Genomic DNA, 22,866 nt, shown 5'->3' on the forward strand with positions numbered 1-22,866 from the left:
CAATAGCATTTATCTTGCTAAAGTTGTTGCGAGCAATTATCATTTAGGCACTGAGGATGGGGGTGATCATGAATAATCGTATGAGTCGTCAAACGGAGCACTTGGATGTGCCAACCAAGTTACTACGACCACTGTGGTATCGAAGCAGAGAAAGCCTTCTCGATGACGGTATTATTTATGACCCTATTGCTGCTCATGCCTGTCGTCGCTGCCAACTAGCGCCAGATTGCCTAACGGGCAACGTCGATCAAAGTCAGCTCTTACATGCTACCTTGACTCAGCTTTGTGACTTACAAGTGAAGCGCTTTTTGGAGACCAACCCTGAGGGTTGGGTGATTAATGTAGGTGCCCGCCTCGATACTCGCTTTTACCGTCTAGATAATGGCAGGTGTCATTGGGTAGAGGTGGATACCAATGAGCACCTGGTATGGCGCCAGCGACTGTTCCACAAAAGCGAGCGTTACACTCTGACCATAGGTTCCATCGATGATATGGGTTGGCTAAATTCACTTTCTATTCCGTTCGATAGACCCATCCTAGTCGTCTGTGAACAAGCGCTATTGGAGCGACGAGAAAATCGTATTGCGCACTTCATTCAAGCCATTGGTTGTCACTTTCAGCATGCGCAGGCCTGTCTCGTACTGGCCGGTGACCTTACGGGCAGTCACCTAGGAAAGAAGATGGGATGCGAGTCCTACCAACATGGACTTCGAAAGCCCGTTCAAAAGCTCACCAACTGGTTGCCGTGGACCTACAAGGCATCTCTATTGTCACCGATTGACCAGCACTGTCAGCGCTGGTCTCGCTGGCAGCGGATACTGGCGAAATTGCCTTTGTATCGACATCGCCTCACACCAATCATTGTCAATATCGAATGGTAAAGGCAGAACCTGTCATTAAATAACGATACTATAGCGGCTCAACCCTTTGTTTCTGCTGTGGCTTTACCAGTTGAAACTGTGCCAAGCTGGAGTGTCTGTGTTTCAACAATCTATCGCCATACTTTCCAATCTACCCTTGCATCGTCGAGTTCTCCTACTCGCGATACCTATGGTGCTATCTAATATCACCGTCCCTCTGCTTGGACTAGTTGATGCCGCTGTAATTGGCCACCTTGAACACTCGTGGTACCTCGGTGGTGTGGCGCTTGGCAGCACGATGATCAGTGTGACATTTTGGTTGCTCGGATTTTTGCGAATGTCCACAACAGGTCTCACCGCTCAGTGTTTTGGTGCTGAGGACAAGCGCTCTCTAGGGTTGGTCTTTTTACAAGGTAGCGTGATGGCGCTTGGATTCGCGCTGGTATTTTTGCTCCTGCATACCTTTATTGCTGATCTGATTTTCTCGCTGAGCTCGGCGAGTGAAGAAGTAAAGCACTACGGCTACCAGTACTTCGCCATTCGTGCATGGAGCGCACCGGCAGCACTGATGAATTTTGTACTGCTTGGTTGGCTACTTGGTACCCAAGACGCGAAGGCACCAATGTGGATGGTGATCATTACTAATGTGGTCAACATTGGCCTCGATGTATTGTTTGTCATTGGGTTGGGATGGAAAGTGGAAGGTGCGGCACTCGCGTCAGTGATTGCCGATTACTCGGGGTGTGCGTTTGGTCTTTGGTGCGTCATGCGAACCTGGCGTCAGCGAAATCTTCCTAAGCTACTGAGTTTGGTTTCGGAAGTCAGCCGAGGCATTGGCCGTTTCGTAAAGCTCAATCGAGACATTTTCCTACGCTCGCTGTGCTTGCAAGCCACATTTAGTTTCATGACCTTCCAGGGTGCTGCATTTGGAGACGATATCGTGGCAGCCAATGCGGTACTCATGAGCTTTTTGATGATCATTTCCTATGGGATGGATGGTTTTGCTTACGCCATGGAAGCGATGGTTGGAAAAGCGATTGGCGCAAAGAGTCGAAGTGAGCTTGTTGACTCGCTCGTGGCAACTTTCTTCTGGAGTGTCGTGATCTGCCTTGTGTTGACCTTGGTTTTTGGCGCGTTAGGGCACGGGCTTATTACCATGATTACCTCAATAGAGAGTGTTCAAATAGAAGCTGGGCACTATTTGCCGTGGTTAATTGCTATGCCGCTAGTGTCGATGTGGTGCTTTCTATTTGATGGCATTTTTATTGGCGCCACAAAGGGCAAGGATATGAGAAACAGTATGTTTGTCGCGACGTGTTGCTTCTTTGGCGTTTTCTTTGCGGGGAGCAGTTTAGGCAATCATGCACTTTGGCTTGCGATGCTGACCTTTATGGGAATGCGCGGGGTGGGGCTAGGTGTGATATTTTTGCGTCAATGGAAGGACAACCGGTTTTTGGTGAGTTAGGGTTCTCAAATAATAAAGGCGACTTACTGTCGCCTTTATCGTTTTGGGCACAAGTCGCCAATGAACTTAGAACAATCGGTTTAAGCCGTTAAGCGCAGCAACACGATATGCTTCTGCCATGGTTGGATAGTTAAAGGTAGTATTCACAAAATACTCGATGGTGTTTGCTTCACCTTTCTGCTCCATGATCGCTTGGCCGATGTGAATGATTTCTGCGGCGCGCTCACCAAAGCAGTGAATACCTAGGATTTCTTTCGTTTCTCTATGGAATAGGATCTTCAAGCTTCCTACATCTTTGCCTGCGATCTGTGCGCGCGCGAGATGTTTGAACGAAGAGCGACCTACCTCATAAGGGATTTTGGCTTCCGTTAACTCTTGCTCGGTTTTACCGACTGAGCTGATCTCTGGAATGGTGTAGATACCTGTTGGGATATCTTCAATCAACTTACCTTCAGCCTCGCCACGCGTAATCGCCTGTGCAACAAATCGACCTTGGTCATACGCCGCGCTTGCTAGGCTAGGGTAGCCAATCACATCCCCCACTGCGTAGATATGAGACACTTCGGTTTGATAATTCGTATCGACTTTAAGCTGTCCACGAGAGTCAGCGACTAGGCCCACCGCGTCTAGGTTAAGCGCATCGGTGTTACCGGTACGACCGTTGGCATACAGTAGGCAGTCGGCACGCATCTTCTTGCCGGAGTTTAGATGGATAATCACGCCATCTTCAGTGCCTTCAATCTTGGCGTAAGTTTCATCGTTGCGAATCATCATGCCACTATTCCAGAAGTGATAGGACAGAGAGTCCGACATCTCATTGTCTAGAAACGCTAAGAGACGTTCACGCGTATTGATAAGATCGGTTTTCACATCCAAACCACGGAAAATCGACGCGTATTCACAACCAATCACACCAGCCCCATAGATGATGATGTGTCTTGGATCGTGCTCAAGTGACAAAATTGAGTCGCTGTCATAGATGCGTGGATGGTTAAAGTCGACATCTGCTGGGCGGTAAGGTCTTGAACCTGTTGCGATAACAAACTTGTCTGCAGAATACGTATCGACAGTGCCATCTGACTTGGTCACCTCTAGACTATTCTCGCTAACGAAGCGCGCAGTGCCGTAAAGTAGGGTACATTCATTGCGGTCGTAGAAACCTTGGCGCAATCTAGTCTGTTTATCGATGACAGTTTTAGCGTGCCCTAGAATATTGGAAAACGTTGAATGCAGACTGGTGTTATTGCCGCAAAATAGAGGGTTGCTGTTGAACTCAATGATGCGGCTGACTGCATGACGCAAAGCTTTAGAAGGGATGGTTCCCCAGTGTGTACACCCACCACCAACGCTGCTCTCTTTTTCGATGATCGCGACGTTTAGGCCAGCTTTAGTCAGCCCCATAGCAGCACCTTCACCACCCGGACCACTGCCTATCACGATGGCATCAAAATGTTTGGAGCGACTCATATAGTATCCTCGTTGTTTTCCACACCGTTTGGCTCCTAGATAAACCATCAAGGCTTCTAGCCATACCAACGATGCTTAGGGTTCTTACACTAACAATGGCGAAATTTTAACGGATTATTAACTTAGGTAAATATTACTGCACGAATAGAGTGTGAAAGATCACGCAGTTTTATTGAGACTTAGCATCGGATAAACGTTTGATGTATGTAAAGTAGTGACACTTACTCGAGTAGAGCCATAGGTTAATGAATTGAGATGCGTAAGCGTTTTTGATAAAAATCGCTATTCACACACTTATACAAAGTGACTATTCGCGCTATATTACAAGCACTCCCTCAATTGCCGTCATCGATGGTAACTAACAAGAGCATCTAGGTTATACATGAAATCAATGGGTATTCGTGCACAACAAAAAGAAAAAACGCGTCGTTCATTGATCGATGCTGCTTTTAGCCAATTGAGTGCTGATCGCAGTTTTTCGAACTTGAGCTTACGTGAAGTCGCGCGCGAAGCCGGTATCGCTCCAACCTCTTTCTATCGTCACTTTAAAGATATGGATGAGCTTGGATTGACCATGGTAGATGAAGGGGGGCTGCTGCTCAGGCAGTTAATGAGACAAGCGCGCCAACGTATTGTCAAAGAAGGCAGTGTGATCCGTACTTCGGTCGAGACGTTTATGGAGTTTATAGAAAGCAGTCCCAACGTGTTCCGCTTATTGCTACGCGAACGCTCTGGAACCTCTTTCGATTTTCGTGCCGCGGTGGCCCGAGAGATCCAACATTTTTCGGCTGAGTTAACCGAGTATCTGGTTAGCACAGGTATGGACCGCGACGAGGCATTTGCACAAGCAGAGGCTTCTGTCGTTCTCGTGTTCAGTTCAGGAGCAGAGGCATTAGACCTCAGCAAAAAAGAAAGATATGAACTGGCGGAGAGGTTAATTGTCCAACTAAGGATAGTGGCCAAAGGTGCACACTGGTATCGCAAAGAACGTGAAAGAAACCGTCAAAAAGAAGGGTCGAACTAATGTCCAATGAAGTGTCCTCCGAAAACCGCGATAGCGGCAAGAAAACCCTAGTACTCGCACTTATTGCAGGTATGTGTGGTAATGCAATGTTGTCTTGGCTGACAGTCAGCGAAGTGACGTTCTCAATTTTCCCACTGATTGCTCTTGTGCTGTCAGTGCAAGCTCTTTATCAAGAGTACCTTAAAAACCCAATCCCAGAAGATTTCCCACTAGTGGGTCTAGCGGCTTTCTTTGTGGGCGCATTTGGCCACTCTGCCTTTACCAAGGCGCAGTATCCAGATGCGGGTTCCAACTTCTTCGCCATCATGGTGGTGTTAGTATTGCTGTTTTGGATTGGCAAAAAGATGGGTTACATCCTCAAAGAAGCATAAGAGTGCTTCTTGGGAAATAAAAAACGAGCCGCGAATGGCTCGTTTTTTGTAGTGGAGGTTTGATACTTAGGCTTTACGCTCTAGCAATACACCCGCTTCAATATGATGAGTGAACGGGAACTGGTCAAAAAGTGCAAAGCGTGTGATGTGGTGAGTTTCACCTAACACATCTAGGTTGTCTTTTAGGGTTTCTGGGTTACAAGAGATATATAGAATACGCTCATAGCCTTGAACCATCTTACAGGTATCGATATCCATGCCTGCACGCGGTGGATCAACGAAAATCGTGTTGCAGTTGTAACTCTTCAGATCAACGTTTTGTTGTTGCAGGCGTCGAAACTCACGCTTACCTTCCATTGCTTCTGTGAACTCTTCTGCTGACATACGAATGATCTGTACGTTATCAATCTTGTTCGCTGCAATGTTGTATTGTGCTGACTCTACCGATGGTTTTGCTAACTCAGTAGCTAGCACGCGTTCGAAGTTTTGCGCCAGCGCCAATGAGAAGTTACCGTTACCGCAATAAAGTTCTAGTAGGTCACCCTTGCTGTCTTGAGTACAGTCGACGGCCCATTCCAGCATCTTTTGTGCGACCGGACCGTTTGGCTGAGTGAAGCTGTTCTCTACTTGCTGGTAGTGGTATGGCTGACCATTTACATGCAGCGTCTCTACAACATAGTCTTGGTCCATCACTATCTTCATCTTACGAGCACGCCCAATTAGATTCAGCTTAAAGCCCTCATCATTCAGACGTTGCTTCAATGCTTGCGCTTGCTCTTTCCATGCATCATCAAGTTGGCGATGGTAAAGAAGAGACACAAGGATTTCGCCGCTCATTGTCGATAGGAAATCAACCTGGAATAGTTTCTTTCTCAGAACCTCATTACCTTTCATGGCATCCATCAGCAGCGGCATTAGGTCGTTGATAAGACGGCTAGCGGCTGGGAACTGATCAACGCGGTACTTCTCACGAGTCTCTTGGTTAAACATGATGTAGTACATGTCGTCACCCTCGTGCCATACGCGGAATTCGGCACGCATGCGATAGTGCTTTTCTGGTGAAGTAAATACTTCGAGCTCAGGAGCAGAATACGGCGCCATCATATCGATCAAACGTTGAGATTTTTCTTCAAGTTGAACTTGATAGCCTTCTGGTGTGAAGTCGAGATTTGCCATGGTAATTGCCTATCGTCGTAATGAGTTATCTAAAAGGAGGGCAGATTTTATTCAATCTCCCGTCGTTGTCCAGTGTTTCCCCGAATTGTCTCGCATTCTAACCGTGCATTTATAGCTTAGTTCAATCCGTTATGGACAAATAATCAATCAGTTAATAACATGCGTTCCTAGCTGGTGTGAGAATCAACAACGACTCTCACTGAAAAGGGAATCTGGTGTAACTCCAGAACTGACGCGCAGCGGTAATAGAGAACGAACCCTCAAGAAGACACTGTGGAACAAACGGGAAGTCGAGGTAGTAGGCGTGGATAGGCATTATCCCTCTGCTCTAAAGTCCGAATACCTGCCAGCAATCGACTCGATGTAATAAAAGGAATGCTCGAGTCGTAAGGACTTACGCGATTTAGGACAACATAACGAATGAACAAATCATTTTTGGCGATAGCAGTGGCTGCATCGCTCTCTTCTTATGCTTCTTTTTCACTGGCAGAAGTATCGAGCCCAAGTACAAACTCCCCACAAGCGGATGAAACCGTGGTGGTAACCGCGAACCGCGTTGAGCAACAATTAAAAGACGTGCTCGCGCCCGTGGAGGTCGTGACTCGACAAGAAATCGATGCCATTCAGGCAAAATCACTCTCTGAGGTATTACGACGACTACCGGGTATTCAGATTGCTAACCAAGGTGGTGTTGGGCAAAACACAGAGCTTTACGTTCGAGGCCGTTCAACTAAAAACACCCTAGTACTCATTAATGGTGTACGTATCGGCAGTGCCACAACCGGCGCTGCAAATCTTTCGGCAATCCCTCTTGATGGTGTTCAGCGTATTGAAGTGATTAGAGGCGCTCGAGCAGCAGTGTATGGTTCAGATGCCGTAAGTGGCGTCGTTAACGTAATCACGACAAACCCTAATGGTTCATCAAACAAGGTAAGAGCCGGGTTTGGAAGCTTCGGAAGCTACAACGTAGGTGGGACATTATCTTTAGGTGATGCACGTACAGGATGGCTGAACCTGACCGCCACTCACCAGTCTAGTAACGGTTATAACGTGCAACCAACGAGTAGTAACCCAATTGATGCAGACGATGATGGTTACACAAGTCAATATCTGGTTCTAGATACGGGTAAGCGACTGAATCAACTGTGGCTTCTAAAAGCGAACGGTTACTATCAAAAGCACAATGTCGAATACGACAACCCTTGGACGGGTGTAGATAAAACGGATAGCGACTTATACAGTCTCAGTTTTGCTGGAGAGTATACCCGCAACAATTTTGATTCTTCGCTTGCGTTGACCACGAACCAAGATAAAGCTAAATCTTATGGCCAAGGTGCTGCTGAGGGTACAATCTCAACCAATAGAGTCGCGGTTAACTGGAATAACAATCTACAAGTCAGTGAGCAGCTGAAAGTGCTAGGTGGTATTGATTGGTATCAAGATAAAGTGGATAACACCACCAAAGCGATGACTAAAGACTCTAGAGATAATGGGGCAGTCTTTGCTGGCGCTATTTATACCCAAGGCATTGTGTCATTGGAAGGTAACGTGCGATTCGATGACAATAGTGCTTATGGTAACTACACCACTTATCAGCTTGGCGGTGGCGTCAACGTAACAGAGAGTATTAAGCTTGTAGCGTTGCATGGCACAGCCTTCAAAGCGCCAACATTTAATGACCTATACTGGCCAAAAGAGTGTGGACCTTGGGGATGTTACGAGGGTAATCCAAACCTTGTTCCTGAGGAGTCGCAAACGTCAGAGATTGCAATTGAAGGCGACTACGATATTGCAGGTTTCCGTTTAGCGGCGTATCAAAGTGACGTAGACAAAATGATCGCCAGTAATGGCTCAACGAACGTCAACATCAATAAGGCAAAGATTAAAGGTATTGAAGTAGCGACAAGCTTCCATACTGGCCCTATTGATCATCAAGTTTCCTACGACTATCTGGATGCAAAAGACGATACAACCGGGAAAGACCTTGTGAGACGAGCACGTCACAGCGGCAAGTGGAACGCATCGTACAACATCGCTGCGTGGCGATTTGACTTGAGTTACCTGTATCAAGGGAAGCGTTACGATGATGCTTCAAACACCAGAGTGTTAGATCCATACTCTTTAGTAGATATTGCTGGTACTTATTATTTTGATAATGGGCTTAGCCTAGGCGCTAAAGTTGGCAACCTTCTAAATGAAGAGTACGAAACAGCAAGCGGCTATAAAACGCCAGAGCGTAACTACTATGTAAACGCGATATACGAATTTTAACCAAAACGCCGCCTCCAATCGCGAGGCGGTTTTTCTTTTTGGGAGAATCCATGAAAAACGTCATCATCAGCTGGTCCTCTGGCAAAGACTCCACACTCACCTTCGAACGCCTAATGGAATCATCCGACTATAACGTTGTTGGTTTATACACTACCCATGTCAAAGGCGAAGTCCCTTTCCAGGTAACTCCTCTAGACGTAGTCCAAATGCAAGCCGATAGATTAGGCATGCCTTTGGTGACTATTGAACTGCCGGAAGTGTTCCCCGCTAATGACGTGTATCAGTCACTCGTTATAGAGGGCGTAAAGGCGTCTGGCTTGAACGTAGAGGGCATTGCGTTTGGCGATATGTTCTGCAACGGGATCGTGGAGTATCGGCGCAGCTATGTCGAACCTGCGGGACTAGAAGCGGTGTTCCCACTAGTGGGTGAAGACAGCCATGATTTGGCAAACGAAATTCTAGATAGGGGAATCGAAACCGTTCTGGTCACTGTAGATAGAAATGTACTCTCAGAATCACTTTGCGGAAAACGATATTCACGTGAACTGATTGATGGATTGCCAACGGATGTTGACCCATGTGGCGAGGATGGTGAGTTTCACACTCTAGTTTGTAACTCGAAGTACTTTAGCCACCCTATAGAGATTCAATCTTACTCAGTAGAAACAGCACAGCGCTTTAGCCACCTTAGGTACGAAGTCGCATCTTAGAGCTCATGACAGGTTTACCGTCTATTCAGTAGTGAAGTATCATGTGTTCGAACGGGCAACATAAGCTTAATACGATAACGATGAATAGAAAAAACATCCTAATGTTCGATTCTGGTGTTGGTGGTCTCTCGGTGTTTCAAGAGATCGCCTCACTATTACCCAGCGAAAACTACTTTTATCTCTTTGACAACGAAGCCTACCCTTATGGCGAGTTGGCACCAGATGTGCTGGTGGACAGAACGTGTCGCTTGGTTAGAAAGATGATGGTTCGTGAATCCATCGATATCGTGGTTATCGCCTGTAATACCGCGAGTACGATAGTGCTCCCGCACTTGAGAGAGTTACTGAGTATTCCAGTTGTCGGAGTTGTCCCGGCGATCAAACCCGCTTCATTACTATCGAAAAAAGCGGTTGGGCTCATTGCCACTCCAGCGACAATCACGCGCCAGTATACTCACGACTTAATTCGAGATTTTGCAGACGACAAAGATGTTAAGCTGCTTGGTAATAGCCAGCTTGTCGATATGGCGGAAAAGAAACTAAGAAATCAAACGATCGATCTTGAGCAACTTAGAGAGATACTAAGTCCTTTGATTGGCAATATCGACGTTGCCGTTTTAGGGTGTACCCACTTCCCATTAATCAAACAAGAGATATCTATCGTTCTCGGTGGTAACGTTGAGTTGGTGGATTCAGGTTCAGCGATAGCACGCAGAGTAGAAAGCTTGCTTGAAATAAGAGAGCGAGAGAAAGGTTACGGAAGAAGAGAGGTGTATAGTAGTGCTTCCCCTTATCAAGAAGAAGCACTAAATATTACGTTAAAGCAACTTGGCTTTAGTCCTGTTCAACTGATGACTCTGGATGTTTCGGATCGTTAGCAATGCGCACCTTTAAAGTACGCTGCATATAATCCTTTTCATTGAGCGCTTCGATCGCACCCTCAGCATCGGAGCTTGCCATAACAACGAAACCAAACCCACGGCGCTTACCTGTGCGTTTATCCTTCATTAGCCTTACAGCAAAAACTTCACCGTGCTCAGCAAATAACTCCTTCACATGGGATTCATTCGCTTTGTATGGAAGATTACCCACATAAAGCGTTTTAGTAGATTGAGAAGAGTCTGTTGAGGTAGAAGGCGCAGCAGAGGAAAACTTAACAACGAAAAATGTGGCTACTACACCAAGAACAAAAGCAACAGCTGGTGGAATGTCGGCGAACTGTGAAAACACAATACCGCCCAAAATAGCGATAGCTATAACCAGAAAAAGAGATTTATTGGAGTCCATATTAAAGTACTACTTATCTTATTGACGAATAATGGCATCTATCGTTAACAAATAGATACAAGAATATTACGTAGTTGAGGGTTATTTTTCCAATTAATTGGTGTGATGTATTTCAAATGTTGAATTTTTATCGAGAAACGCGGTCTTTGATGGCTTTTTGAACGAACGGAAATTAATTTGGAAAAAACACTTGTCATCGATGGAGTGATCTCTATAATGCCGCCTCACCGACACGGAGTGAGACGAAAGTCACAAAGCGGCGTCGGTTGAGAGAGAAAAGAAAGTTTGAAAAAACGCTTGACTCTTAACACGGGAAGCGTAAGATACGCACCCCTAACGACGAGACGCGAAGCGGCTCGAGAGTTAGAAAATGTTCTTTAAAAATATAGACCTATCAATCTGTGTGGGCACTCGTTGATGATAATCAAATTAGATACCTTGGTATCAAATTAGGTTTTCAATGAACTGAGTGACCAATCAAGTCGAAAGACTTGGCACAGTCAATTCATTATCGTTCTGTTGGAACGATAATAGCTTTAGATTACTAAGGTAGTTTAAAGTCAGTATTCATTGAGCCGACAAAATCTTAAATTGAAGAGTTTGATCATGGCTCAGATTGAACGCTGGCGGCAGGCCTAACACATGCAAGTCGAGCGGAAACGAGTTAACTGAACCTTCGGGGAACGTTAACGGCGTCGAGCGGCGGACGGGTGAGTAATGCCTGGGAAATTGCCCTGATGTGGGGGATAACCATTGGAAACGATGGCTAATACCGCATAATAGCTTCGGCTCAAAGAGGGGGACCTTCGGGCCTCTCGCGTCAGGATATGCCCAGGTGGGATTAGCTAGTTGGTGAGGTAATGGCTCACCAAGGCGACGATCCCTAGCTGGTCTGAGAGGATGATCAGCCACACTGGAACTGAGACACGGTCCAGACTCCTACGGGAGGCAGCAGTGGGGAATATTGCACAATGGGCGCAAGCCTGATGCAGCCATGCCGCGTGTGTGAAGAAGGCCTTCGGGTTGTAAAGCACTTTCAGTCGTGAGGAAGGCGGTGTAGTTAATAGCTGCATCGTTTGACGTTAGCGACAGAAGAAGCACCGGCTAACTCCGTGCCAGCAGCCGCGGTAATACGGAGGGTGCGAGCGTTAATCGGAATTACTGGGCGTAAAGCGCATGCAGGTGGTTAGTTAAGTCAGATGTGAAAGCCCGGGGCTCAACCTCGGAACTGCATTTGAAACTGGCTGACTAGAGTACTGTAGAGGGGGGTAGAATTTCAGGTGTAGCGGTGAAATGCGTAGAGATCTGAAGGAATACCGGTGGCGAAGGCGGCCCCCTGGACAGATACTGACACTCAGATGCGAAAGCGTGGGGAGCAAACAGGATTAGATACCCTGGTAGTCCACGCCGTAAACGATGTCTACTTGGAGGTTGTGGCCTTGAGCCGTGGCTTTCGGAGCTAACGCGTTAAGTAGACCGCCTGGGGAGTACGGTCGCAAGATTAAAACTCAAATGAATTGACGGGGGCCCGCACAAGCGGTGGAGCATGTGGTTTAATTCGATGCAACGCGAAGAACCTTACCTACTCTTGACATCCAGAGAACTTAGCAGAGATGCTTTGGTGCCTTCGGGAACTCTGAGACAGGTGCTGCATGGCTGTCGTCAGCTCGTGTTGTGAAATGTTGGGTTAAGTCCCGCAACGAGCGCAACCCTTATCCTTGTTTGCCAGCACTTCGGGTGGGAACTCCAGGGAGACTGCCGGTGATAAACCGGAGGAAGGTGGGGACGACGTCAAGTCATCATGGCCCTTACGAGTAGGGCTACACACGTGCTACAATGGCGCATACAGAGGGCAGCCAACTTGCGAAAGTGAGCGAATCCCAAAAAGTGCGTCGTAGTCCGGATTGGAGTCTGCAACTCGACTCCATGAAGTCGGAATCGCTAGTAATCGTGGATCAGAATGCCACGGTGAATACGTTCCCGGGCCTTGTACACACCGCCCGTCACACCATGGGAGTGGGCTGCAAAAGAAGTGGGTAGTTTAACCTTCGGGAGGACGCTCACCACTTTGTGGTTCATGACTGGGGTGAAGTCGTAACAAGGTAGCCCTAGGGGAACCTGGGGCTGGATCACCTCCTTATACGAATAGATTATTGCGATGAGTGTTCACACAGATTGATTGGTTTATAGATTTAAGACACCGTGTCCCGTTCGTCTAGAGGCCTAGGACACCGCCCTTTCACGGCGGTAACAGGGGTTCGACTCCCCTACGGGATACCATCTTTAAGCGTTTTCTCTATCGAGAATTCTTAAAAATGGTTACTTCATTACGAAGTGATTAGCTCTTTAAAAATTTGGAAAGCTGACGAATAACATTTGATTAATGTTATTCATTTAAAAGTTCTCAAATCCTAACTTTCTTTGAAACATAAGAGAATTAGGTACCAAACACACATTCAAGTGTTCTTGGGAATAGCGAAAGCTATTCATATTTGAGTCCGGCAAAATCGAGTCTGCACATGTATAAAAATGCAGACAACTTTGGTTGTTTGACCGTTTGCTTTCACTTTTCAAAAGTGAAGACAAATAGAAAGACCCTTTGGGGTTGTATGGTTAAGTGACTAAGCGTACACGGTGGATGCCTTGGCAGTCAGAGGCGATGAAAGGCGTAATAACTTGCGATAAGCTCAGATTAGGTAGTAATAACCTTTGAGTCTGAGATTCCTGAATGGGGAAACCCACCTACATAAGTAGGTATCGCTGAGTGAATACATAGCTCAGCGAGGCGAACCGGGGGAACTGAAACATCTAAGTACCCCGAGGAAGAGAAATCAACCGAGATTCCGAAAGTAGCGGCGAGCGAAATTGGATTAGCCCTTAAGCTTTTAATGAGACAGGTGAAGGCTCTGGAAAGTGCCGCGATACAGGGTGATAGCCCCGTAACCGACATCTCATCATCAGTGAAATCGAGTAGGGCGGGACACGTGATATCCTGTCTGAATATGGGGGGACCATCCTCCAAGGCTAAATACTACTGACTGACCGATAGTGAACCAGTACCGTGAGGGAAAGGCGAAAAGAACCCCTGTGAGGGGAGTGAAATAGAACCTGAAACCGTGTACGTACAAGCAGTAGGAGCACCTTCGTGGTGTGACTGCGTACCTTTGTATAATGGGTCAGCGACTTATATTCAGTGGCAAGGTTAACCGTTTAGGGGAGCCGTAGGGAAACCGAGTCTTAACTGGGCGTTCAGTCTCTGGATATAGACCCGAAACCAGGTGATCTAGCCATGGGCAGGTTGAAGGTTGAGTAACATCAACTGGAGGACCGAACCGACTAATGTTGAAAAATTAGCGGATGACTTGTGGCTAGGGGTGAAAGGCCAATCAAACCTGGAGATAGCTGGTTCTCCCCGAAATCTATTTAGGTAGAGCCTCGGACGAATACTACTGGGGGTAGAGCACTGTTAAGGCTAGGGGGGTCATCCCGACTTACCAACCCTTTGCAAACTCCGAATACCAGTAAGTACTATCCGGGAGACACACGGCGGGTGCTAACGTCCGTCGTGGAGAGGGAAACAACCCAGACCGCCAGCTAAGGTCCCAAATTATAGCTAAGTGGGAAACGATGTGGGAAGGCTTAGACAGCTAGGATGTTGGCTTAGAAGCAGCCATCATTTAAAGAAAGCGTAATAGCTCACTAGTCGAGTCGGCCTGCGCGGAAGATGTAACGGGGCTAAGCTATAAACCGAAGCTGCGGCAATATACTTTGTATATTGGGTAGGGGAGCGTTCTGTAAGCCGTTGAAGGTGGACTGTAAGGTCTGCTGGAGGTATCAGAAGTGCGAATGCTGACATGAGTAACGATAAAGGGGGTGAAAAACCTCCTCGCCGGAAGACCAAGGGTTCCTGTCCAACGTTAATCGGGGCAGGGTGAGTCGACCCCTAAGGCGAGGCCGAAAGGCGTAGTCGATGGGAAACGGGTTAATATTCCCGTACTTCTTACAATTGCGATGGGGGGACGGAGAAGGCTAGGTGGGCCTGGCGACGGTTGTCCAGGTTCAAGTGCGTAGGCTTGAGAGTTAGGTAAATCCGGCTCTCTTTAAGGCTGAGACACGATGTCGAGCTACTACGGTAGTGAAGTCATTGATGCCATGCTTCCAGGAAAAGCCTCTAAGCTTCAGATTGTAAGGAATCGTACCCCAAACCGACACAGGTGGTCGGGTAGAGAATACCAAGGCGCTTGAGAGAACTCGGGTGAAGGAACTAGGCAAAATGGTACCGTAACTTCGGGAGAAGGTACGCTCCTCGCGGTGAAGTCCCTTGCGGATGGAGCTATGGGGAGTCGCAGATACCAGGTGGCTGCAACTGTTTATTAAAAACACAGCACTGTGCAAAATCGTAAGATGACGTATACGGTGTGACGCCTGCCCGGTGCCGGAAGGTTAATTGATGGGGTTAGACTTCGGTCGAAGCTCTTGATCGAAGCCCCGGTAAACGGCGGCCGTAACTATAACGGTCCTAAGGTAGCGAAATTCCTTGTCGGGTAAGTTCCGACCTGCACGAATGGCGTAATGATGGCCACGCTGTCTCCACCCGAGACTCAGTGAAATTGAAATCGCTGTGAAGATGCAGTGTACCCGCGGCTAGACGGAAAGACCCCGTGAACCTTTACTACAGCTTGGCACTGAACATTGACCCTACATGTGTAGGATAGGTGGGAGGCTTTGAAGACGGTACGCCAGTATCGTTGGAGCCGTCCTTGAAATACCACCCTTGTAGTGTTGATGTTCTAACGTTGGCCCCTTATCGGGGCTGCGGACAGTGCCTGGTGGGTAGTTTGACTGGGGCGGTCTCCTCCCAAAGAGTAACGGAGGAGCACGAAGGTGGGCTAATCACGGTTGGACATCGTGAGGTTAGTGCAATGGCATAAGCCCGCTTGACTGCGAGAATGACAATTCGAGCAGGTGCGAAAGCAGGTCATAGTGATCCGGTGGTTCTGAATGGAAGGGCCATCGCTCAACGGATAAAAGGTACTCCGGGGATAACAGGCTGATACCGCCCAAGAGTTCATATCGACGGCGGTGTTTGGCACCTCGATGTCGGCTCATCACATCCTGGGGCTGAAGTCGGTCCCAAGGGTATGGCTGTTCGCCATTTAAAGTGGTACGCGAGCTGGGTTTAGAACGTCGTGAGACAGTTCGGTCCCTATCTGCCGTGGGCGTTGGAAGATTGAAGGGGGCTGCTCCTAGTACGAGAGGACCGGAGTGGACGAACCTCTGGTGTTCGGGTTGTGTCGCCAGACGCATTGCCCGGTAGCTAAGTTCGGAATCGATAACCGCTGAAAGCATCTAAGCGGGAAGCGAGCCCTGAGATGAGTCTTCCCTGGCACTTTAAGTGTCCTAAAGGGTTGTTCGAGACTAGAACGTTGATAGGCAGGGTGTGTAAGCGTTGTGAGGCGTTGAGCTAACCTGTACTAATTGCCCGTGAGGCTTAACCATACAACACCCAAAGGGTTTTGATGGACTCAAAGCAAGAACAAATTGAATGTGTATGAGAACGCATTAACAGCTTTCCAGATTTATTGTTTTCAGATTTTCAGAAAATCTGAAGGCAAAACAGAATTTGCTTGGCGACCATAGCGTTGTGGACCCACCTGACTCCATGCCGAACTCAGAAGTGAAACGCAATAGCGCCGATGGTAGTGTGGGGCTTCCCCATGTGAGAGTAGGACATCGCCAGGCTTTAATTTCGCACTTGCTTAGTATCTAAGCAAGTCACCATAAATCTTTAAGTTTTCTTAGAGTTTTATGTTGACTTTCAAAGTGGGAAGCGTATTATACGCACCTCGCTGAGGCACTTAAGGTGCTGAAAGCTCTCTCTTTTTAGAGAATTGCTCTTTAACAATATAAACCTATCAATCTGTGTGGGCACTCGTTGATGATAATCAAATTAGATTCTTCTCTTAATAAAGAGGGGTTTCAAATTAGGTTTTCAATGAACTGAGTGACCAATCAAGTCGAAAGACTTGGCACAGTCAATTCATTATCGTTCTGTTGGAACGATAATAGCTTTAGATTACTAAGGTAGTTTAAAGTCAGTATTCATTGAGCCGACAAAATCTTAAATTGAAGAGTTTGATCATGGCTCAGATTGAACGCTGGCGGCAGGCCTAACACATGCAAGTCGAGCGGAAACGAGTTAACTGAACCTTCGGGGAACGTTAACGGCGTCGAGCGGCGGACGGGTGAGTAATGCCTGGGAAATTGCCCTGATGTGGGGGATAACCATTGGAAACGATGGCTAATACCGCATAATAGCTTCGGCTCAAAGAGGGGGACCTTCGGGCCTCTCGCGTCAGGATATGCCCAGGTGGGATTAGCTAGTTGGTGAGGTAATGGCTCACCAAGGCGACGATCCCTAGCTGGTCTGAGAGGATGATCAGCCACACTGGAACTGAGACACGGTCCAGACTCCTACGGGAGGCAGCAGTGGGGAATATTGCACAATGGGCGCAAGCCTGATGCAGCCATGCCGCGTGTGTGAAGAAGGCCTTCGGGTTGTAAAGCACTTTCAGTCGTGAGGAAGGCGTTGTAGTTAATAGCTGCATCGTTTGACGTTAGCGACAGAAGAAGCACCGGCTAACTCCGTGCCAGCAGCCGCGGTAATACGGAGGGTGCGAGCGTTAATCGGAATTACTGGGCGTAAAGCGCATGCAGGTGGTTAGTTAAGTCAGATGTGAAAGCCCGGGGCTCAACCTCGGAACTGCATTTGAAACTGGCTGACTAGAGTACTGTAGAGGGGGGTAGAATTTCAGGTGTAGCGGTGAAATGCGTAGAGATCTGAAGGAATACCGGTGGCGAAGGCGGCCCCCTGGACAGATACTGACACTCAGATGCGAAAGCGTGGGGAGCAAACAGGATTAGATACCCTGGTAGTCCACGCCGTAAACGATGTCTACTTGGAGGTTGTGGCCTTGAGCCGTGGCTTTCGGAGCTAACGCGTTAAGTAGACCGCCTGGGGAGTACGGTCGCAAGATTAAAACTCAAATGAATTGACGGGGGCCCGCACAAGCGGTGGAGCATGTGGTTTAATTCGATGCAACGCGAAGAACCTTACCTACTCTTGACATCCAGAGAACTTAGCAGAGATGCTTTGGTGCCTTCGGGAACTCTGAGACAGGTGCTGCATGGCTGTCGTCAGCTCGTGTTGTGAAATGTTGGGTTAAGTCCCGCAACGAGCGCAACCCTTATCCTTGTTTGCCAGCACTTCGGGTGGGAACTCCAGGGGAGACTGCCGGTGATAAACCGGAGGAAGGTGGGGACGACGTCAAGTCATCATGGCCCTTACGAGTAGGGCTACACACGTGCTACAATGGCGCATACAGAGGGCGGCCAACTTGCGAAAGTGAGCGAATCCCAAAAAGTGCGTCGTAGTCCGGATTGGAGTCTGCAACTCGACTCCATGAAGTCGGAATCGCTAGTAATCGTGGATCAGAATGCCACGGTGAATACGTTCCCGGGCCTTGTACACACCGCCCGTCACACCATGGGAGTGGGCTGCAAAAGAAGTGGGTAGTTTAACCTTCGGGAGGACGCTCACCACTTTGTGGTTCATGACTGGGGTGAAGTCGTAACAAGGTAGCCCTAGGGGAACCTGGGGCTGGATCACCTCCTTATACGAAAGATTATTGCGATGAGTGTTCACACAGATTGATACGGTTTATGAATTAAAGACGATGCTTGGGTCTGTAGCTCAGGTGGTTAGAGCGTTCGCCTGATAAGCGAGAGGTCGGTGGTTCAAGTCCACTCAGACCCACCAATCTTCCTCCCAGATGATTGGCGGTAAGCATCACACTGATGGGGCTATAGCTCAGCTGGGAGAGCGCCTGCCTTGCACGCAGGAGGTCTGCGGTTCGATCCCGCATAGCTCCACCATCTTTAAGCGTTTTCTCTATCGAGAATTCTTAAAAATGGTTACTTCATTACGAAGTGATTAGCTCTTTAAAAATTTGGAAAGCTGACGAATAACATTTGATTAATGTTATTCAATTAAAAGTTCTCAAATCCTAGATGATGTAATCATTTAGGTACCAACACACATTCAAGTGTTCTTGGGAATCACGAAAGTGATTCATATTTGGAGTCCGGCAAAATCGAGTCTGCACATGTATAAAAATGCAGACAACTTTGGTTGTTTGACCGTTTGCTTTCACTTTTCAAAAGTGAAGACAAATAGAAAGACCCTTTGGGGTTGTATGGTTAAGTGACTAAGCGTACACGGTGGATGCCTTGGCAGTCAGAGGCGATGAAAGGCGTAATAACTTGCGATAAGCTCAGATTAGGTAGTAATAACCTGTGAGTCTGAGATTCCTGAATGGGGAAACCCACCTACATAAGTAGGTATCGCTGAGTGAATACATAGCTCAGCGAGGCGAACCGGGGGAACTGAAACATCTAAGTACCCCGAGGAAGAGAAATCAACCGAGATTCCGAAAGTAGCGGCGAGCGAAATTGGATTAGCCCTTAAGCTTTTAATGAGACAGGTGAAGGCTCTGGAAAGTGCCGCGATACAGGGTGATAGCCCCGTAACCGACATCTCATCATCAGTGAAATCGAGTAGGGCGGGACACGTGATATCCTGTCTGAATATGGGGGGACCATCCTCCAAGGCTAAATACTACTGACTGACCGATAGTGAACCAGTACCGTGAGGGAAAGGCGAAAAGAACCCCTGTGAGGGGAGTGAAATAGAACCTGAAACCGTGTACGTACAAGCAGTAGGAGCACCTTCGTGGTGTGACTGCGTACCTTTTGTATAATGGGTCAGCGACTTATATTCAGTGGCAAGGTTAACCGTTTAGGGGAGCCGTAGGGAAACCGAGTCTTAACTGGGCGTTCAGTCTCTGGATATAGACCCGAAACCAGGTGATCTAGCCATGGGCAGGTTGAAGGTTGAGTAACATCAACTGGAGGACCGAACCGACTAATGTTGAAAAATTAGCGGATGACTTGTGGCTAGGGGTGAAAGGCCAATCAAACCTGGAGATAGCTGGTTCTCCCCGAAATCTATTTAGGTAGAGCCTCGGACGAATACTACTGGGGGTAGAGCACTGTTAAGGCTAGGGGTCATCCCGACTTACCAACCCTTTGCAAACTCCGAATACCAGTAAGTACTATCCGGGAGACACACGGCGGGTGCTAACGTCCGTCGTGAGAGGGAAACAACCCAGACCGCCAGCTAAGGTCCCAAATTATAGCTAAGTGGGAAACGATGTGGGAAGGCTTAGACAGCTAGGATGTTGGCTTAGAAGCAGCCATCATTTAAAGAAAGCGTAATAGCTCACTAGTCGAGTCGGCCTGCGCGGAAGATGTAACGGGGCTAAGCTATAAACCGAAGCTGCGGCAATATACTTTGTATATTGGGTAGGGGAGCGTTCTGTAAGCCGTTGAAGGTGGACTGTAAGGTCTGCTGGAGGTATCAGAAGTGCGAATGCTGACATGAGTAACGATAAAGGGGGTGAAAAACCTCCTCGCCGGAAGACCAAGGGTTCCTGTCCAACGTTAATCGGGGCAGGGTGAGTCGACCCCTAAGGCGAGGCCGAAAGGCGTAGTCGATGGGAAACGGGTTAATATTCCCGTACTTCTTACAATTGCGATGGGGGGACGGAGAAGGCTAGGTGGGCCTGGCGACGGTTGTCCAGGTTCAAGTGCGTAGGCTTGAGAGTTAGGTAAATCCGGCTCTCTTTAAGGCTGAGACACGATGTCGAGCTACTACGGTAGTGAAGTCATTGATGCCATGCTTCCAGGAAAAGCCTCTAAGCTTCAGATTGTAAGGAATCGTACCCCAAACCGACACAGGTGGTCGGGTAGAGAATACCAAGGCGCTTGAGAGAACTCGGGTGAAGGAACTAGGCAAAATGGTACCGTAACTTCGGGAGAAGGTACGCTCCTCGCGGTGAAGTCCCTTGCGGATGGAGCTATGGGGAGTCGCAGATACCAGGTGGCTGCAACTGTTTATTAAAAACACAGCACTGTGCAAAATCGTAAGATGACGTATACGGTGTGACGCCTGCCCGGTGCCGGAAGGTTAATTGATGGGGTTAGACTTCGGTCGAAGCTCTTGATCGAAGCCCCGGTAAACGGCGGCCGTAACTATAACGGTCCTAAGGTAGCGAAATTCCTTGTCGGGTAAGTTCCGACCTGCACGAATGGCGTAATGATGGCCACGCTGTCTCCACCCGAGACTCAGTGAAATTGAAATCGCTGTGAAGATGCAGTGTACCCGCGGCTAGACGGAAAGACCCCGTGAACCTTTACTACAGCTTGGCACTGAACATTGACCCTACATGTGTAGGATAGGTGGGAGGCTTTGAAACTAGTACGCCAGTATTAGTGGAGCCGTCCTTGAAATACCACCCTTGTAGTGTTGATGTTCTAACGTTGGCCCCTTATCGGGGCTGCGGACAGTGCCTGGTGGGTAGTTTGACTGGGGCGGTCTCCTCCCAAAGAGTAACGGAGGAGCACGAAGGTGGGCTAATCACGGTTGGACATCGTGAGGTTAGTGCAATGGCATAAGCCCGCTTGACTGCGAGAATGACAATTCGAGCAGGTGCGAAAGCAGGTCATAGTGATCCGGTGGTTCTGAATGGAAGGGCCATCGCTCAACGGATAAAAGGTACTCCGGGGATAACAGGCTGATACCGCCCAAGAGTTCATATCGACGGCGGTGTTTGGCACCTCGATGTCGGCTCATCACATCCTGGGGCTGAAGTCGGTCCCAAGGGTATGGCTGTTCGCCATTTAAAGTGGTACGCGAGCTGGGTTTAGAACGTCGTGAGACAGTTCGGTCCCTATCTGCCGTGGGCGTTGGAAGATTGAAGGGGGCTGCTCCTAGTACGAGAGGACCGGAGTGGACGAACCTCTGGTGTTCGGGTTGTGTCGCCAGACGCATTGCCCGGTAGCTAAGTTCGGAATCGATAACCGCTGAAAGCATCTAAGCGGGAAGCGAGCCCTGAGATGAGTCTTCCCTGGCACTTTAAGTGTCCTAAAGGGTTGTTCGAGACTAGAACGTTGATAGGCAGGGTGTGTAAGCGTTGTGAGGCGTTGAGCTAACCTGTACTAATTGCCCGTGAGGCTTAACCATACAACACCCAAAGGGTTTTGATGGACTCAAAGCAAGAACAAATTGAATGTGTATGAGAACGCATTAACAGCTTTCCAGATTTATTGTTTTCAGATTTTCAGAAAATCTGAAGGCAAAACAGAATTTGCTTGGCGACCATAGCGTTGTGGACCCACCTGATTCCATGCCGAACTCAGAAGTGAAACGCAATAGCGCCGATGGTAGTGTGGGGCTTCCCCATGTGAGAGTAGGACATCGCCAGGCTTTGAATTTTAAAGAGCCCGTTTGAAAAGACGGGCTTTTTTAGTCCTGAAGGACAACCACTATGCTGATATAGCTCAGGTGGTAGAGCGCATCCTTGGTAAGGATGAGGTCCCCAGTTCGAGTCTGGGTATCAGCACCAGTATTTAGAGTCATCTTGCAGAGCAAGGTGCACCAAGCAAGATTTTGTTTGGCGACCATAGCATTGTGGACCCACCTGATTCCATGCCGAACTCAGAAGTGAAACGCAATAGCGCCGATGGTAGTGTGGGGCTTCCCCATGTGAGAGTAGGACATCGCCAGACTTTTATTTCCACGCCTCAGCATAAGCTGGGGCGTTTTCATATCTGTCGTTTGTAGATTTGATGTCTCAATAAGAAAGGTAGAGTGTGCTTGCGGATCGCCGCACCGCCCATGTGAGAGTAGGACATCGCCAGACTTTTATTTCCACGCCTCAGCATAAGCTGGGGCGTTTTCATATCTGTCGTTTGTAGATTTGATGTCTCAATAAGAAAGGTAGAGTGTGCTTGCGGATCGCCGCACCGCCCATGTGAGAGTAGGACATCGCCAGACTTTTATTTCCACGCCTCAGCATAAGCTGGGGCGTTTTCATATCTGTCGTTTGTAGATTTGATGTCTCAATAAGAAAGGTAGAGTGTGCTTGCGGATCGCCGCACCGCCCATGTGAGAGTAGGACATCGCCAGACTTTTATTTCCACGCCTCAGCATAAGCTGGGGCGTTTTCATATCTGTCGTTTGTAGATTTGATGTCTCAATAAGAAAGGTAGAGTGTGCTTGCGGATCGCCGCACCGCCCATGTGAGAGTAGGACATCGCCAGACTTTTATTTCCA

The 22,866-nt window shown here is 48.2% G+C and carries 10 protein-coding genes, 4 tRNA genes, 7 rRNA genes and 1 riboswitch; of the genes, 18 read left to right on the forward strand and 3 right to left on the reverse strand.

Translation table 11 applies throughout. From position 1 onward, the window contains the following. Window positions 1-68 precede the first annotated feature (68 nt). Together AC6I8Y_RS00720 and dinF are read left to right on the forward strand one after the other, a co-directional pair. On the forward strand, window positions 69-881 hold the full coding sequence (locus AC6I8Y_RS00720; RefSeq protein ID WP_498020633.1) for a class I SAM-dependent methyltransferase: 813 nt from the start codon (window positions 69-71) through the stop codon (window positions 879-881). A gap of 97 nt (window positions 882-978) precedes the next feature. Beyond that, the gene (dinF, locus tag AC6I8Y_RS00725; RefSeq protein ID WP_498020634.1) at window positions 979-2,325 is read left to right on the forward strand and encodes an MATE family efflux transporter DinF; all 1,347 of its coding nucleotides are present in this window, start codon (window positions 979-981) and stop codon (window positions 2,323-2,325) included. 66 nt (window positions 2,326-2,391) lie between these two features. Here the strand turns inward: dinF and sthA are convergent, their stop codons facing one another. Continuing rightward, complete coding sequence (gene sthA, locus AC6I8Y_RS00730; RefSeq protein WP_252013051.1) at window positions 2,392-3,792, reverse strand: Si-specific NAD(P)(+) transhydrogenase; 1,401 nt, start codon at window positions 3,790-3,792, stop codon at window positions 2,392-2,394. 382 nt (window positions 3,793-4,174) lie between these two features. On the opposite strand from sthA, the gene fabR reads away from it, so the two are divergent. Further along, entirely contained in the window at window positions 4,175-4,816 is a 642-nt protein-coding gene (gene fabR / locus AC6I8Y_RS00735; RefSeq protein ID WP_252013052.1) for an HTH-type transcriptional repressor FabR, read from the forward strand. Next, a complete protein-coding gene (locus tag AC6I8Y_RS00740) occupies window positions 4,816-5,187 on the forward strand; it encodes a YijD family membrane protein (protein WP_042477902.1) in 372 nt (123 codons plus the stop codon). Before fabR ends, AC6I8Y_RS00740 begins: the two co-directional genes overlap by 1 nt. A 66-nt stretch (window positions 5,188-5,253) precedes the next feature. On the opposite strand, the gene trmA is transcribed toward AC6I8Y_RS00740, so the two are convergent. Continuing rightward, window positions 5,254-6,363, reverse strand: a complete 1,110-nt coding sequence (gene trmA, locus AC6I8Y_RS00745) for a tRNA (uridine(54)-C5)-methyltransferase TrmA (protein WP_128648371.1) — start codon at window positions 6,361-6,363, stop codon at window positions 5,254-5,256. Between the two features lie 155 nt (window positions 6,364-6,518). Beyond that, a riboswitch (cobalamin riboswitch) is annotated at window positions 6,519-6,728 on the forward strand. 55 nt (window positions 6,729-6,783) lie between these two features. On the opposite strand from trmA, the gene AC6I8Y_RS00750 reads away from it, so the two are divergent. The 3 genes from AC6I8Y_RS00750 to murI all read left to right on the forward strand — a co-directional run bounded on the left by AC6I8Y_RS00750 (window position 6,784) and on the right by murI (window position 10,222). Then, on the forward strand, window positions 6,784-8,634 hold the full coding sequence (locus tag AC6I8Y_RS00750) for a TonB-dependent receptor domain-containing protein (protein ID WP_498020635.1): 1,851 nt from the start codon (window positions 6,784-6,786) through the stop codon (window positions 8,632-8,634). A 50-nt stretch (window positions 8,635-8,684) separates the two neighbouring features. Then, on the forward strand, window positions 8,685-9,344 hold the full coding sequence (locus AC6I8Y_RS00755; protein WP_498020636.1) for a Dph6-related ATP pyrophosphatase: 660 nt from the start codon (window positions 8,685-8,687) through the stop codon (window positions 9,342-9,344). An 80-nt stretch (window positions 9,345-9,424) separates the two neighbouring features. Next, window positions 9,425-10,222 carry a glutamate racemase gene (gene murI / locus AC6I8Y_RS00760; protein ID WP_394153809.1) on the forward strand — a complete coding sequence of 266 codons (798 nt, stop codon included), beginning with the start codon at window positions 9,425-9,427 and terminating at the stop codon, window positions 10,220-10,222. Here murI and AC6I8Y_RS00765 read toward each other — a convergent pair. Next, on the reverse strand, window positions 10,179-10,631 hold the full coding sequence (locus AC6I8Y_RS00765) for an RNA recognition motif domain-containing protein (RefSeq protein ID WP_128648374.1): 453 nt from the start codon (window positions 10,629-10,631) through the stop codon (window positions 10,179-10,181). The two genes, murI and AC6I8Y_RS00765, sit on opposite strands and share 44 nt — an antisense overlap. Before the next feature lie 588 nt (window positions 10,632-11,219). Here AC6I8Y_RS00765 and AC6I8Y_RS00770 point away from each other — a divergent pair. The 11 genes from AC6I8Y_RS00770 to rrf (AC6I8Y_RS00820) all read left to right on the forward strand — a co-directional run bounded on the left by AC6I8Y_RS00770 (window position 11,220) and on the right by rrf (AC6I8Y_RS00820) (window position 22,319). Then, window positions 11,220-12,771, forward strand: a 16S ribosomal RNA gene (locus AC6I8Y_RS00770). A gap of 64 nt (window positions 12,772-12,835) precedes the next feature. Next, a tRNA-Glu gene (locus tag AC6I8Y_RS00775) sits at window positions 12,836-12,911 on the forward strand. Window positions 12,912-13,242: 331 nt separating this feature from the next. Further along, window positions 13,243-16,130: ribosomal RNA gene (locus AC6I8Y_RS00780) — 23S ribosomal RNA — on the forward strand. A 127-nt stretch (window positions 16,131-16,257) separates the two neighbouring features. Continuing rightward, window positions 16,258-16,373: ribosomal RNA gene (gene rrf, locus AC6I8Y_RS00785) — 5S ribosomal RNA — on the forward strand. A gap of 381 nt (window positions 16,374-16,754) precedes the next feature. Beyond that, window positions 16,755-18,307 (forward strand): 16S ribosomal RNA (locus tag AC6I8Y_RS00790). 66 nt (window positions 18,308-18,373) lie between these two features. Continuing rightward, a tRNA-Ile gene (locus AC6I8Y_RS00795) sits at window positions 18,374-18,450 on the forward strand. 40 nt (window positions 18,451-18,490) lie between these two features. Next, window positions 18,491-18,566: transfer RNA gene (locus AC6I8Y_RS00800), tRNA-Ala, on the forward strand. Window positions 18,567-18,888: 322 nt separating this feature from the next. Continuing rightward, a 23S ribosomal RNA gene (locus AC6I8Y_RS00805) occupies window positions 18,889-21,774 on the forward strand. 127 nt (window positions 21,775-21,901) lie between these two features. Then, a 5S ribosomal RNA gene (gene rrf / locus AC6I8Y_RS00810) occupies window positions 21,902-22,017 on the forward strand. 63 nt (window positions 22,018-22,080) lie between these two features. Continuing rightward, window positions 22,081-22,156, forward strand: a tRNA-Thr gene (locus tag AC6I8Y_RS00815). Between the two features lie 47 nt (window positions 22,157-22,203). After that, window positions 22,204-22,319 (forward strand): 5S ribosomal RNA (gene rrf, locus AC6I8Y_RS00820). The 16S, 23S and 5S rRNA genes sit together here with 4 tRNA genes alongside, the layout of an rRNA operon. The last annotated feature ends 547 nt before the right edge of the window (window positions 22,320-22,866 follow it).

The sequence above is a fragment of the Vibrio sp. KUL78 genome (assembly GCF_059725505.1).

Bases quoted from the DNA above. Each gene is read 5' to 3' on its own strand.
- fabR (WP_252013052.1), top strand. From the start codon at position 4,175: ATGAAATCAATGGGTATTCGTGCACAACAAAAAGAAAAAACGCGTCGT.
- AC6I8Y_RS00720 (WP_498020633.1), top strand. From the start codon at position 69: ATGAATAATCGTATGAGTCGTCAAACGGAGCACTTGGATGTGCCAACC.
- AC6I8Y_RS00765 (WP_128648374.1), bottom strand. From the start codon at position 10,631: ATGGACTCCAATAAATCTCTTTTTCTGGTTATAGCTATCGCTATTTTG.
- AC6I8Y_RS00750 (WP_498020635.1), top strand. From the start codon at position 6,784: ATGAACAAATCATTTTTGGCGATAGCAGTGGCTGCATCGCTCTCTTCT.
- sthA (WP_252013051.1), bottom strand. From the start codon at position 3,792: ATGAGTCGCTCCAAACATTTTGATGCCATCGTGATAGGCAGTGGTCCG.
- AC6I8Y_RS00755 (WP_498020636.1), top strand. From the start codon at position 8,685: ATGAAAAACGTCATCATCAGCTGGTCCTCTGGCAAAGACTCCACACTC.
- murI (WP_394153809.1), top strand. From the start codon at position 9,425: ATGAATAGAAAAAACATCCTAATGTTCGATTCTGGTGTTGGTGGTCTC.
- trmA (WP_128648371.1), bottom strand. From the start codon at position 6,363: ATGGCAAATCTCGACTTCACACCAGAAGGCTATCAAGTTCAACTTGAA.
- AC6I8Y_RS00740 (WP_042477902.1), top strand. From the start codon at position 4,816: ATGTCCAATGAAGTGTCCTCCGAAAACCGCGATAGCGGCAAGAAAACC.